This window comes from Litorivivens sp., assembly GCF_057445395.1.
Genome location: NZ_JBVBUV010000013.1, coordinates 42,770 through 54,632, shown reverse-complemented (window position 1 = coordinate 54,632; position 11,863 = coordinate 42,770). Strand labels below are relative to the sequence as shown.

Below are 11,863 nucleotides of genomic sequence, written 5' to 3'. Positions count from 1 at the left end.
GATGACGCAACCTGCAGACGCTTGGCAACTCCTGAAAGCCGAAATTCCATCGAACTATTCACGCCTTATTGCCCGAGAATTGGACCTGACGGCCGGCCAATTACCGACGTTGCTGCGTGGTACCGGTATTGAGGTCCAGCAGTTCATGAACGAGGACAGCCTGCTCACGGTGGCCCAGCAGGTAAGGATTCTGCACAACGCGCTGGCGCTGGGCGGTCAGCCCGAATTCGGTTTGCGCCTGGGAAAACGTCTGACGCCGGCTACCCACGGTGCCATGGGTTTTGCCGCTTCAAGCAGCCCGGACTTTTTCAGTGCGCTCCGCGCGATACACACCTTCTTGCCGACACAGCTCGGCGTGATCCAGTTGCATTTGAAGCAGATCGAAGATCACTTGGAATGCAGGCTGGTGGTCCAGGTTATGCTGGACGCCACTCTCGAGCGGTGTTTGTCGGAAACGCTGCTTATGGCGTTGCTTGCATTTGGTGAATTCATTGTCGGGCGTCCGTTACATGAGGCTGAAATCTGCTTTACTCACCCGGCACCCGAATACCATGCGATCTATTCCGAGTATATGCCCGGTCAGATCCATTTTGACTGCGATCAGTTAACGCTCCGATTACCAATAGCGCTGTGCCATGAACCCAACGCCTCTGCTAACCATGAAAACTACAGTCTGGCGCTGCAGCAGTGTGAAAATATGCTTGCACAACTTCAGAATGAGGAGTCAAGCTACCAGCTTCGACTCAAGAAGATGATGCTGTCCCGGCCACCTGGGACCCTCAGTGAGGGAGAGGCCGCAGCCTCCCTATTCATGAGCAAACGCACCTTAGCTCGCAAGCTGAAACAGGAACACTGCAGCTTTCGAAAAATTCGCGACGATATTATGTCCCAGCAGGCGGCAAGCTACGTGTGTGACGGCAAACTGTCGATCGAGGCCATTGCCGCGCTGATGAATTATCACGACAGCGCCAATTTCCGGCGCGCCTTCAAACGCTGGTTCGGCCATTCGCCCGAACAGTACAGGCAACGAGTCGGCTCCCCGGACGCTTTGCCGCGCGCCCCTTTGGAATGACTTGGTTAGCCTACCAAGCGAGTTGGCATGGGGTCTTTTGCACTCTGGAAAGGTAAGGAAGGAGCCGCGCTAAATTGCGATATCGGCAGGGCCGATTTTTAGTGTAGAGTCCGAATAATCTCATCAGAAACGATAGCTCGCTTCCAGCCCCCAGGTTCGCGGAGGCCCCGGAAGAAGCTGTGGTTTTGTTGTAGCGCGGGCAGCGCCACCTCCCTGAACACGCAGTGCCCGCCGTCCTTCGTCAAGGCCGACGATGGTTATTGCGATCTGGTCAGCCTTTACCAGCTCTACGAAAGTTTCGAGGGGCAGGGTGGCCTGCGCGCCGACCTACCACCCATGGAAGCGCGCTACCGACCCGAGCAGATTGATCTGGGCCGCTACCTGTTTTTCGACCCACGCCTGTCCGGCGATGGCACCCAGAGCTGCGCCAGTTGTCATCAACCTGACAAGGGCTTCAGCGACGGTTTGCCACGCAGCATCGGCGCCGGCCAGCGCGAACTGAAGCGCGGCGCGCCCAGCCTCTGGAATATCGGCTTTCAGCACTTGCTGATGTGGGATGGACGCAGCGAGTCGTTGCAGGCGCAGGCGCGATTGCCGCTGTTTTCCGAAGAGGAAATGAACACCACGCCTGAGCAACTGGAAGGGCGCATCAATGCCATTGCCGCCTACCGGCCACTGTTTGCGCAAGCCTTTTCAAGCGTGGGGGGCAGACCGATCACGACGGAGCATATCGCCCAGGCGCTGGCCGCTTTTCAGTCCAGTCTGGTATCGCTGAACAGCCGCTACGACCGTTATGTACACAGCAGTCAAAATGCGCTGAATGAACAGGAAATTCGCGGCCTTAAATTATTTCGCTCGTTTGACACCCGCTGCTCCCAGTGCCATACGCCACCGCTGTTCACCAACCAGCAGCTTGCGGTGACCGGTACACCGGAACCGGAGGGCTTGCCCTTCGACCGTGGCGCAGGCCCGGTGTTTGATGAGCCAACCCTGTTGGGCGCCTTCAAGATTCCGTCCTTGCGCAATGTCGCGCAGTCAGCGCCTTATATGCATTCCGGAGTATTTGCGGACCTCAAGGCGGTGGTGGGCTTCTACGCCAAGGGGCGTGGCAACGCAGCGCCAGTGGGTGTTGATCTGAAGATACACTGGCATATAGTAAATCCCGCTTTGAATGAGCAGGATCAGCGGGACCTGGTGGCTTTTTTGAAAACCTTGAATGATGAGACAGCGATGCCTGTCGAGCCTGATCTATCTCAGGTGATGCTTTATCCCTGAAATCTTCGCGAGCGGGGGCTTTCTTACAAACCCTCACCCTGTCCCTCTCCCAAAGGGAGAGGGAGCCCTCTTTGGCAGCCGAAAAATTACGGGAAACCAGAAATCCTTAATTTGAAAGTTGCTCTTCTGTAATCTGCGCTACAATGCAGATATAGATCATTATCCGCCACATCAACCAAGGGGGTTATCGATGGAAATGACATCTCGCGATTTCCTGCGACCTATGCTGTTTCTGGCGCTCTCCGGCGTGCTTGCTATCTGGAGCATATCCTTCATCGGTTACCACGCGCTTTCTGGAGAGCTCGCCAAGGTATTCGTCCCAACGCTTGGCGTCACGCTGTCTGCGCTTTGGATTCCGATTAGTGGGATACTAGTCTGCAACAAATTTTCCCATTGACTGCCCCCGGATTGGGCTTGGTCCCCTCAACGTAAATCCAGGCATCTCGATATGCGATGGTGACCGGCAGAAATGCATCCCTGTTGATCCGGCTCACCTACACTATATTTCTTCTCTTCCCACCGGTGGATCTTTCAGCCAATCGTCATCCTCCTGCGACCGACTGAAATCCGGCGATACTCCGGGGCCTTCCTTAAAGAATGAATCCCAAACACCCTCGCCTGTTCGGTGCTTGATGATTTCACACCGCGGAATACCGTGCCGGGTGATCTCATACACATCGACCTCTCCACGATCGATACACCCTACTAACTTACGGAATTCCCGCCTGGCCCGCGACAACGGTAGTGAGATACGTTTTGTCGTCACAATAGACCTCCTCTGGTACCTACGCGGTTTCCTGTTTGTATTTGGCATACATATCCAGTGACATAGCCTCGGCTAATTGCTCATCGGCCATATCAATCCCGAAAACCCTATCCGCCATTGCGGGAAACAACACCTCGGTGGGCTTGGCACCAATGAGTGTGGCTTTTTCACTCGTCAGCCTGACCAGAATCTCATTGGTTTGCGGGTTGCCGTAAACTGACCAGCATACCTGCGGGTCCTCTTTATCCTTAACGTCTTCCATGTAGGGAATTAGTTGCTGCGCGGCTTTAAGTGTCTCGAATTCATCGCTTGTCAGATAGCGCATGGTAAGGCTCCTTCAGTGTGTCGACGTGAATGGGTTTGCGGCTAGCGCTGCGTCGGTCCAGCCGGGATAGCCAGTCGTGGAGGTAGTGGCGTTTCTTGGGGTGATACCGCGCTGGCTTGAACATCGCCCGAATGAAGTGGGCAAGCTTGGGCGCATTGCGGTCCAGGGCGGCCAGCGGAGAGGCCAGTAGCTCAAGCCCTGCTGGCTCATGGGGCTGCCACTCCCCGCGTCCGGTGTAGGCGCCAGAGGCATGGGTGACGGTTTTGCCAATGTCGTGGACAACAATCAGCGCCCGCATCAGATCCTGCAGTATCGGCTCAAGAGTCGGCGGCTGGTGCTGCTGGAAGTCAATCAGCATGTCCACCGTGTGCTCAAGCAATCCGCCAGGGAAGGCATGATGGTGTCGACAGGAGGCCGGTACCGTTAACAGCCCGAGCGCGGTATTGGTATTGAGCAACACGTCGACCAGGAAGCGTCGGATCGCCCGGTGACTGACGGCGTTAAGGGACTGCAGCAGCAGGGTTAGTGCGGGGACTTGAGTGGGCACCACCCACGTTTGCGGGAGCAAGGCCTCAAAGCAGATTTCGTCTGGGTCCAGCAATCGGATCCGCTGAATCGCCAGCCTGGGTGTGCCGGGCTCGCGCCGCTGCGCCTCTTGTTCTGGCAAGGCCTTCACAGCCACCACATCACCGTAAGTAAGTGGATACTGCGGGTTCCCGCACTGATCAGGGCGCAACTGTGTTTCCAGCTGGTAGTGGCTATTGGCCAGCGCCAATACTGTGGCAGCCAGCCCGCTTTGGGTCCTGCCAGCACCCATAAACACGATCCGCAGTTGCTCGCGAATCAGTCCGTCAGGCTGCAACGGCGGCCAGACCTCGCCTGTCCCATTCTCCTTGATCATCGTCACACCTCCTCCAGCGCAAGCAGCGCTCGCTGCAGACGCTGCGCCAGCGATAGTGTGAGTTCAGATGGGTAGAAGGCGTAGCGGTCATCTTGAGCACGCACCCAATGGTAGAGGGCGCTCTCACCGCAAGCTGGCTTACCAAGTACCAGTCCCGCCGCTGCCTCCAATTTGTCGCGGTAGAGTGGCCCCGCCACCAGATACGCAATAGTTTCCGCCAGTCTCTGGCACTCAATATCGGTCAGGGGGATTCGCGGCAAACAATCGACGTTCTCCATCTGCGGTGCCCTGCACTGATGGAGTAGGGCCCATTGGTCTTCCAGGTAATCGTCGAAGAGCTCACGCAACCAACCCACGGCATTTGGTGCCAGCGAGGTGTCCTCCTCGGTTCGAGCCACTATCCAGGCACAAGTAGCCGCCAAGTTATCAGCTTCCCGGCCAGTCCCCACCAGAGCCACCAGTTCACGCCCATGAATGTCGTGGCGACCGGCCAGTAGTCGGTGGGCGATATAATCCACGATTTGATGTTCTAGTGATTTCATTCGGCCCCCTTTTCACGTGCGGTGTCGACTCCGTTTAGTGTCAGACGGCTTGCCAATACTCGCTCGATCGCTGAACCGTCTTGCCGGGTCAGGTTGGGCACATAACGTGAATACACATTGAAGAGCATCTGGGTGCTCGAATGGCCCATCTGACGCGCTATCCACTCGGGTGCCTCTCCGGAAGCAAGCCATAAGGTGGCGGCGGTATGTCGGGTTTGGTAGAGCCGGCGGTAGGGTAGTTCCAGCCGGAGAAGAGTTGGTCGCCAGACACGCTTGCCTACAATCGATATATCGAGGGGCTTACCTGTTCGGGTACAAAACACATATTCACCCAGATGAGCTGTCGCCTTGTATTGCTTTTGCAGTGCTTGGTAGACCGGTTCCGACATTTTGATCTCACGCTGAGATCCGTCGTTTTTCGTGTACTCGACCCGGCCCAGTGAGTACGTTTCTCGGACTAGAATTTCGCGCCGGTCAAAATCCACACAACGCCATTTAAGGCCGTGTACTTCGCCGCTGCGCATTCCAGTGAAGAAGCGAACCGTAAAATAGGGTTGGTAGTCGGCGCGGACAGCCTTAAGAAATCGCTCAACTTCGTCCAGGTTTAGCGGTTGAATGTCTTTCTTACGCACGCTCAGACGTTTGAGTCCCTCTCCGGGGTTTGAGAAATTGAAGCGAAGGGAGGCTTCCTTCAGGATGGCAACCAATGTCCCCATGATTTCATTGATGGTCTTCGGGGAGCGCTCGCGAATCCGGTCGCCGCTCTCGATCTCCGCTAAAGTCGACCGAAAGGACATCAGCTCGGCACGCGTAATCTCGTGAACGCGCCGGTGACCGAAGCGCGGCAATAGATGTTTGCGCATGTGGCAGCGATGCATCTTTTGGGTGTTTACTCGCCAAGCGATCTTGTTTTCCGAAAACCAGGTTTCGGCAAAGTCAGCGAAAGGGGGCGTGTCGATTTCGACTGCGGGTGCCGGCAGTTCCACTTCAGCTCTTTGAGAAGCCTGCTGTCGCTGCTTTTTGGTGAATTGCTCTGATCGACGACTACCGGGGAAGAAGGTTGCGTAATCGAAGGTGCCATCGACGATCGCCCGTTCGATTTTCTCCAGCACCTTTTCCATATTGCGACGATTGCGAGGAGTATCCTTGAGTGTGGTTTGCTCGCGGCAGCGAACTCCCATATACCGGAAATCAAAATACAGGCACTCGGTTTCTTTTCGTACGTTCACTCTAGACATGGCAAGCATCTCCCGAAGCCATAGGGATGGCAACGCGATCGTCAACTTCCCCCACCATATCTCGCTCGATATTTTCCCAGAGATATAGAATCTTCCGCCCGCCAAAAGGCCGAATATAGTGAATGCCTTCAAGCAAAACAGAGTCTTTGAGACTGGACCGAATCGTTGATGGCTCGTAGTGAATTCGCTCTGCAAGCGCCTCTGTAGTCAGGTATGTATAACTCATGTATATTCCCCTTCATATGAAGTTCTTTGGTTTCATGTGTAGCCATTTCGCTACACTTAAAGTCAAGAATACACATCAAAAATCAAAATGCAACTTCTTTTGAAGCCTAGTGACTACAAATATAGCGATATGATTAGAATAAAGTTTAAAGAAGTACTTGCTGAAAAGGAGTTTCAGGAGAAGCGTTCGATCACTCTGGGGGAGGTCGCCGAAGCGACAGGAATCCACCGAGTGACACTCTCAAAAATTGCCAACGACCACAGCTACAAACCGGGCCTTGACCTCATTGATCGCCTATTAGGTTACTTTAAGTGCGATTTAAATGACCTGTTGGTATACATTCCGGAAGAGTGACCAGTCAAAACCAACCGGTCAAAATTGATTGTTATTTGTTCAACTCTGAGGTTTGAATTTTGGCTGGTGGTCACAATCTGGGCACAGATTGGTCACAATATGGTCACAGGTGAATTCGGCAGACGAAAAAAAAGAGCTGCATTTCTGCAACTCTTTATTTTTACTGCTTTAAAGATGGTGGGTCGTGCTGGATTCGAACCAGCGACCAATTGGTTAAAAGCCAACTGCTCTACCAACTGAGCTAACGACCCTTAAAGAAGGCGCATATGGTACGGATTTCAGGAAAAAACACAAGCAAAAATTCAAAGAAAATTGCTCGCCGGCATAGAAATCAGCCCCGTGCCGCCCATATCACCGATACCCCAATAGGTTAGCGTAGCCTAACGTGATAGTAATGCCCCTAATAGGCCATTCTCGGTACCTTTCCCGAAAGGTTTAACACGCTAAGGTTGCGTGTTGTCAGCACAATAAAAACAGCAGGCTGCGACCATGTATACCAGACTCAAGCCCTACCAATGCCTTTGGCTAACCTTGGCGATCTGCGCCCTCGTCACAGACCACACTTACGCTCAACTTGAAGAGGTGATAGTTACGGCTCGTCGGCAGGTGGAAAACCTCCAAGATACTCCGGTTGCGGTGTCAGCTCTGAGCGAAACAGCCCTGCAGGAGGCGGGAATATCAACGATCACCGAGGTGAAGCAGGTTGTTCCAAGCCTGCAGATCACGACGAGTGGCGGCAAGGTGCCTACGGTTTATATTCGGGGCGTGGGTCAGCGAGCAGATCGGGCTGACCTTGATCCCGGTGTCGGCCAATACCTCAATGGGATTTTCATTCCCAGAACCGACAGCGCACTGCTCGACGCAGTAGATGTTGCGAGTATTCAGGTGCTGCGAGGACCTCAAGGCACGCTGTTTGGCAAGAACAGCACAGGCGGTGCCATGCTTATCAGCACGATACGCCCAGACCCACTCGAAACGGCGGCGGAACTCTCCGGAAAGATCGGCCAGAATGGCCGGCAAGACGTAAAGCTCAGCGTAAACACACCGCTGTTCGACAACAGGGCTGCGCTTCGCATGAGCATATTGCGCAAGCATTACGATGGCTATCTGGACAACGTAAGCACCAGCGACAGATACGGGGATGAGAACCGCCTTGCCGCAACACTGCGTGTGCTATTTGATATCAATGATAATTTTTCCAGCGATCTGTTTGCCTTCTGGACGAAGCAGGACGAAAACTCCGCTGGACTGACCTGTCGCTTCCAGAGCGACAATAATGTACTGATGGGTAGCGCTGTACTACCGGGGCAAAACCAGTTTGTGTCCATCGCAGAACGCTGCCGCACCAGTGAGCTGCTAGCGCAAGACTACAAGGTTTTGAACAATCCCGAAGAAGCCAGGATTCAGATGGAATCCACCATGCTTGCTTTTACAATACAAGGCCGGCTAGGCGAACTGGATCTGGAAAGCATCACCGCCTGGAGCCACCAATACAGCATAGAGCGCTACGAGGACCAGGATGGCGTAGATATGAATATTATCAGCCAATCCGGCCCCCTGCTGTTCGACCGGATGCGAGCCAGTTCAATCGATGTCCCGGATGAGGATCGCCATCAATACAGCCAGGAATTCAAGTTCAGCGGCAACAGTCTCGATGATCAGTTTGAATACACGCTCGGACTGTTCGGGGCCTACGAAAGCCTCAACAACAGTCCGCGTGCGCGTGGTATCGGTCCGGAGGGAATGTTCGGCCTTGACGCAGCAGACCTCGCCGGCCTGCTGGGGGGCTTCTCATCCGGGCTGCCAATCAATAGCGGCATTGTGCCCCTTGCTCTACCGCAAAACCTGGTGAGCGACCTGACCAACATCAGCATAGCTATATTTTCTCAATTCAATTGGAACCTGCGTCCGTGGCTGCAGCTAACCGCGGGCTTACGCTATACATCTGAAGAGAAAAGAAGAACAACAAAGGTCTACCAGACCGACTATGCAGGCTACGCCGGGTTACTGAATGAGCGACTACGCGCGCGCGGTAGCCTAGCCAGCACGGCGCATCTGGATGGCGGCGTATACAGCCCTATTCCCGTTGATGATTTCCATCTACTGGGGCCTAAGCCGCCGACTCAGATACTGCTGCCAACCCCGATCGAAGCCAAAAGCAGCAAACGGTTCAGCCAGCTTACTCCCTCGTTCACGGCAACCTTCTTTGCCACCGACAACCTGCTCGACTCATTAGCGCTCGATTCAGGCATGCTCTATATCACGACCAGCAGAGGCTTCAAGGCTGGCGGTCTCGACCTGCGTGGCACGGCTATACAGCCATTCGAGGCGGAGCTGGTCAACAACGCCGAGCTTGGAATGAAAGTGGACGCTGCGGACTCACGCGTTCGTATTAACGCAGCACTCTATCGCATGGACTATACCGACATTCAGGTAACGGTCGCCGAAACCGCGGGACTTACCCCGATCAACTATCTGACGAATGCCGGGAAGGCCCTGATTAAAGGAGCTGAACTCGAGCTGACACTCGCGCTAGATCGCTGGATGTTTCATTTAACCGCCGGTTATACCGATGCCGACTACCTTGACTACACCGTGGGCACCACCGAGGGCGATGAGGACAGGAGTGACGAACCATTTCCACTGGTTCCCGAAACCACAGCCTCATTGTCGGCGCACTATACCTTCACTGGCCCCTTTGGCAGTATCACACCGCGCCTGTTTTACTATTGGCGAGACAGTATTTATACCGGGCAAGATGGTGACGGCCCCCTATTTGACAGCACAACCATCGACGGACAGGGGACCCTCGGCGTGCGCATCCAGTACCTGGCTCCCGATGAGAAGATCCGCCTTACCGCGTACATAAACAATGCCACGGATGAGTTTTACTACGGGGGGGGCTTCGGTATCAGCCGTTCCTATGGCGCGGTTCTGCACGCCATCGCGCCACCACGGCAATACGGGCTGGAATTTCAATATCGGTTTTGAACTACTGATACCGGGTAGGATCAGCAACACCGGCAGATTGAAAACCTTGCTGCCGCAAAAAGCAGCTGTCACAGCGTCCGCAAGCGCGCCCCTCACTATCGGCCTGGTAGCACGATACGGTCAGTGCGTAGTCGACTCCCAACGCCTGCCCGCGACGAATGATGTCAGCCTTGCTAAGGTCGATCAGGGGCGTTCGAATGCGCAGGCGGTGACCTTCAACGCCGGCCTTGGTCGCTAGGTTGGCCATATCCTCATAGGCCTGAATATAGTCAGGCCGACAATCCGGATAACCCGAGTAGTCCACGGCGTTTACGCCGATAAAAATATCATCCGCGCCGAGCACTTCAGCCCAGCCCAGAGCAATGGAAAGAAACACGGTGTTGCGTGCTGGCACATAGGTGACAGGGATGCCGCCATCGTCGCTGTGATCCGGCACCGCGATACTGTTATCTGTAAGGGCCGAGCCGCCAATGGCGGTTAAATCCAACGGGATGACCTTATGCTCTGCCGCTCCCTGAGCCTGCGAAACGCGACGCGCCGCCAACAGCTCGGCTCGGTGCCTCTGCCCGTAATCAAAAGCCAGGGCATAGCATTCAAAGCCTTCTGCTTGCGCCATCGCCAGCACCGTAGCGGAATCTAGCCCACCGGAAACAAGAATTACGGCTTTTTTACTCATCGTCAGTGTCCCGGCTCGTCGCTCCAGAGAAGTTTGTGCAGCTGAAGTTGGAATCGCACTGGCAGATTGTCTTGCACTATCCAATCCGCCAGTTCGGTCGCATTCTGCTGTCCAAAGCTGGGAGAAATCAGTACCTGCCCCACTCGGGCTGCGAGGTTGTATTGATCCAGCTGCAGGCGCGCCCAGTCATAGTCTCGTCGCGAGCAGATCACGAACTTCACCTGGTCTTGTGGTCCCAGGTTATCGATATTTTCCCAGAGGTTTCTGGCACTCTCGCCGGAATCCGGTGTTTTCAGGTCCACCACCCGTGATACCCGCGAGTCGACATCGGCGACCGGCAAGGCACCGCTGGTTTCCAACGATACGCTATAACCGGCGTCACATAGCACGCTGAGCAAGGGCAAACACGCCGGCTGCGCCAGCGGTTCACCACCCGTGACGCACACGTAGCGAGGCTTATAGGAAGCCACCTGCGCCAGAATACTGGCCTGTGTCATGCGCTCACCGCCGTGGAAGGCGTACTCCGTATCGCAATAATGGCAACGCAGGGGGCAGCCCGTCAGGCGGACAAACACGGTGGGCAACCCTACCGTCAGCGCTTCGCCCTGCAGGGAATAGAAAATTTCAGTAATACGCAGGCTGGTGTCAGTCATATATACAAAAATCCCGGCAATTGCCGGGATTGGGGTTCCGGGGGGAGCAATGATACCCGATTGTCAGAAATTGTCCTGCAGGAATTGCCGGGCAAATTTGACCGCTGAACGGTTGCTGTCACCGTGCTTGGCAAGCAGCTCGTTCAATATCTTGCGAGATTGGGCCTTTTCGCCGGAGAGGAAATACACCTTACCCAGCTTGTACATGGCATCGGGCACTTTACTGTGGTCCGGGTACTTCTTGAGCAAGGTGGAAAAGGCACTTTCCGCCGATTTTAGATCCCGAGGCGAACTGACCAGTTGCAGCTCACCCTTCCAGTACAGAGCATTAGGCGCATAGGTACCGTCGGGAAACTTCTTCAGGAAAGTGTCGAAACCAACGATGGCCTGATCAAACTGCTTTGCCTTAACCAGCTCGTAGGCCTGTCGATAGGCGTCGATCTCTTCCGAGGGAACCGAGCCAACCGAGTTGCCGCTATCCGGGTCAGATTCAGCGCGCTTGGACTGACCACCACCGCCGGCGATGCGTCGGTCTAGCTCAATGTAGCGATCCAGGCTCTGTTGCTTCAGGGTTCTAAGCTCATGGCCCTGCTCTTCCACAATACCCCGCAGCTCCATCATCTCATTCTGCAGCATTTTAAGTTGCTGGTAGATCTCAAGTTGGAGGCTTTTTTCTTGCGGAATGGGGCTGGCGGACTGAGACTGACGTGGCGTCGTCGCTTGCTGTCGCGGTTGGCTGGCATCATAAATAGGTGCCTGAGCCAACAACAATTGTGCCGGCAGCACGAGGGCTGCCGGCAATAGGACTTTCAGGTTTTTCATGTCGCCTGAAATTAGCCTCTTA

Annotated in this window: 13 protein-coding genes and 1 tRNA gene; 4 read left to right on the top strand and 10 right to left on the bottom strand. The window is 54.8% G+C overall.

Translation table 11 applies throughout. The features are described 5' to 3' along the window. Window position 1: 1 nt before the first annotated feature. Complete coding sequence (gene cypR, locus AC222A_RS06255; RefSeq protein WP_372747142.1) at window positions 2–1,072, top strand: transcriptional regulator CypR; 1,071 nt, start codon at window positions 2–4, stop codon at window positions 1,070–1,072. Window positions 1,073–1,408: 336 nt separating this feature from the next. Beyond that, window positions 1,409–2,347: a cytochrome-c peroxidase gene (locus tag AC222A_RS06250; protein WP_372747143.1), complete on the top strand. Its 939-nt coding sequence runs from the start codon at window positions 1,409–1,411 to the stop codon at window positions 2,345–2,347. Between the two features lie 499 nt (window positions 2,348–2,846). On the opposite strand, the gene AC222A_RS06245 is transcribed toward AC222A_RS06250, so the two are convergent. Genes AC222A_RS06245 through AC222A_RS06220 form a run of 6 tightly spaced genes read right to left on the bottom strand, consistent with a single transcriptional unit; the run spans window position 2,847 to window position 6,345 of the window. Next, the gene (locus AC222A_RS06245) at window positions 2,847–3,113 is read right to left on the bottom strand and encodes a hypothetical protein (protein ID WP_372747144.1); all 267 of its coding nucleotides are present in this window, start codon (window positions 3,111–3,113) and stop codon (window positions 2,847–2,849) included. A gap of 19 nt (window positions 3,114–3,132) precedes the next feature. Continuing rightward, entirely contained in the window at window positions 3,133–3,438 is a 306-nt protein-coding gene (locus AC222A_RS06240) for a hypothetical protein (protein ID WP_372747145.1), read from the bottom strand. Then, complete coding sequence (locus AC222A_RS06235; protein ID WP_372747146.1) at window positions 3,416–4,339, bottom strand: hypothetical protein; 924 nt, start codon at window positions 4,337–4,339, stop codon at window positions 3,416–3,418. The genes AC222A_RS06240 and AC222A_RS06235 overlap by 23 nt, the downstream gene beginning before the upstream one ends. A gap of 2 nt (window positions 4,340–4,341) precedes the next feature. Further along, window positions 4,342–4,881, bottom strand: coding sequence for a hypothetical protein (locus AC222A_RS06230; protein WP_372747147.1), 540 nt, complete (start codon window positions 4,879–4,881; stop codon window positions 4,342–4,344). Further along, a complete protein-coding gene (locus AC222A_RS06225; protein ID WP_372747148.1) occupies window positions 4,878–6,119 on the bottom strand; it encodes an Arm DNA-binding domain-containing protein in 1,242 nt (413 codons plus the stop codon). Before AC222A_RS06225 ends, AC222A_RS06230 begins: the two co-directional genes overlap by 4 nt. Further along, window positions 6,112–6,345, bottom strand: coding sequence for a hypothetical protein (locus AC222A_RS06220; RefSeq protein WP_372747149.1), 234 nt, complete (start codon window positions 6,343–6,345; stop codon window positions 6,112–6,114). The genes AC222A_RS06225 and AC222A_RS06220 overlap by 8 nt, the downstream gene beginning before the upstream one ends. 129 nt (window positions 6,346–6,474) lie before the next feature. Here AC222A_RS06220 and AC222A_RS06215 point away from each other — a divergent pair, with 129 nt between their 5' ends. Further along, a complete protein-coding gene (locus AC222A_RS06215) occupies window positions 6,475–6,699 on the top strand; it encodes a helix-turn-helix domain-containing protein (RefSeq protein WP_372747150.1) in 225 nt (74 codons plus the stop codon). Between the two features lie 175 nt (window positions 6,700–6,874). Here the strand turns inward: AC222A_RS06215 and AC222A_RS06210 are convergent. Beyond that, window positions 6,875–6,950 (bottom strand) — tRNA-Lys (locus AC222A_RS06210). A gap of 238 nt (window positions 6,951–7,188) precedes the next feature. On the opposite strand from AC222A_RS06210, the gene AC222A_RS06205 reads away from it, so the two are divergent. Beyond that, on the top strand, window positions 7,189–9,690 hold the full coding sequence (locus AC222A_RS06205) for a TonB-dependent receptor (RefSeq protein WP_486774751.1): 2,502 nt from the start codon (window positions 7,189–7,191) through the stop codon (window positions 9,688–9,690). A 1-nt stretch (window position 9,691) separates the two neighbouring features. Here the strand turns inward: AC222A_RS06205 and queC are convergent, their stop codons facing one another. The 3 genes from queC to ybgF all read right to left on the bottom strand — a co-directional run bounded on the left by queC (window position 9,692) and on the right by ybgF (window position 11,841). Further along, window positions 9,692–10,366, bottom strand: coding sequence for a 7-cyano-7-deazaguanine synthase QueC (gene queC / locus AC222A_RS06200; RefSeq protein ID WP_372750583.1), 675 nt, complete (start codon window positions 10,364–10,366; stop codon window positions 9,692–9,694). Between the two features lie 2 nt (window positions 10,367–10,368). After that, a complete protein-coding gene (queE, locus tag AC222A_RS06195; RefSeq protein WP_372750582.1) occupies window positions 10,369–11,019 on the bottom strand; it encodes a 7-carboxy-7-deazaguanine synthase QueE in 651 nt (216 codons plus the stop codon). 63 nt (window positions 11,020–11,082) lie between these two features. Further along, window positions 11,083–11,841 (bottom strand): tol-pal system protein YbgF, encoded by a 759-nt coding sequence (gene ybgF, locus AC222A_RS06190; RefSeq protein WP_372758607.1) that lies wholly within the window; start codon window positions 11,839–11,841, stop codon window positions 11,083–11,085. Window positions 11,842–11,863: the final 22 nt, after the last annotated feature.

Coding starts and splice junctions, on each gene's coding strand:
- cypR (WP_372747142.1), top strand. CDS start 2: ATGACGCAACCTGCAGACGCTTGGCAACTCCTGAAAGCCGAAATTCCA.
- AC222A_RS06250 (WP_372747143.1), top strand. CDS start 1,409: ATGGAAGCGCGCTACCGACCCGAGCAGATTGATCTGGGCCGCTACCTG.
- AC222A_RS06240 (WP_372747145.1), bottom strand. CDS start 3,438: ATGCGCTATCTGACAAGCGATGAATTCGAGACACTTAAAGCCGCGCAG.
- AC222A_RS06235 (WP_372747146.1), bottom strand. CDS start 4,339: ATGATCAAGGAGAATGGGACAGGCGAGGTCTGGCCGCCGTTGCAGCCT.
- AC222A_RS06230 (WP_372747147.1), bottom strand. CDS start 4,881: ATGAAATCACTAGAACATCAAATCGTGGATTATATCGCCCACCGACTA.
- AC222A_RS06225 (WP_372747148.1), bottom strand. CDS start 6,119: ATGTCTAGAGTGAACGTACGAAAAGAAACCGAGTGCCTGTATTTTGAT.
- AC222A_RS06220 (WP_372747149.1), bottom strand. CDS start 6,345: ATGAGTTATACATACCTGACTACAGAGGCGCTTGCAGAGCGAATTCAC.
- AC222A_RS06215 (WP_372747150.1), top strand. CDS start 6,475: ATGATTAGAATAAAGTTTAAAGAAGTACTTGCTGAAAAGGAGTTTCAG.
- AC222A_RS06205 (WP_486774751.1), top strand. CDS start 7,189: ATGTATACCAGACTCAAGCCCTACCAATGCCTTTGGCTAACCTTGGCG.
- queC (WP_372750583.1), bottom strand. CDS start 10,366: ATGAGTAAAAAAGCCGTAATTCTTGTTTCCGGTGGGCTAGATTCCGCT.
- queE (WP_372750582.1), bottom strand. CDS start 11,019: ATGACTGACACCAGCCTGCGTATTACTGAAATTTTCTATTCCCTGCAG.
- ybgF (WP_372758607.1), bottom strand. CDS start 11,841: ATGAAAAACCTGAAAGTCCTATTGCCGGCAGCCCTCGTGCTGCCGGCA.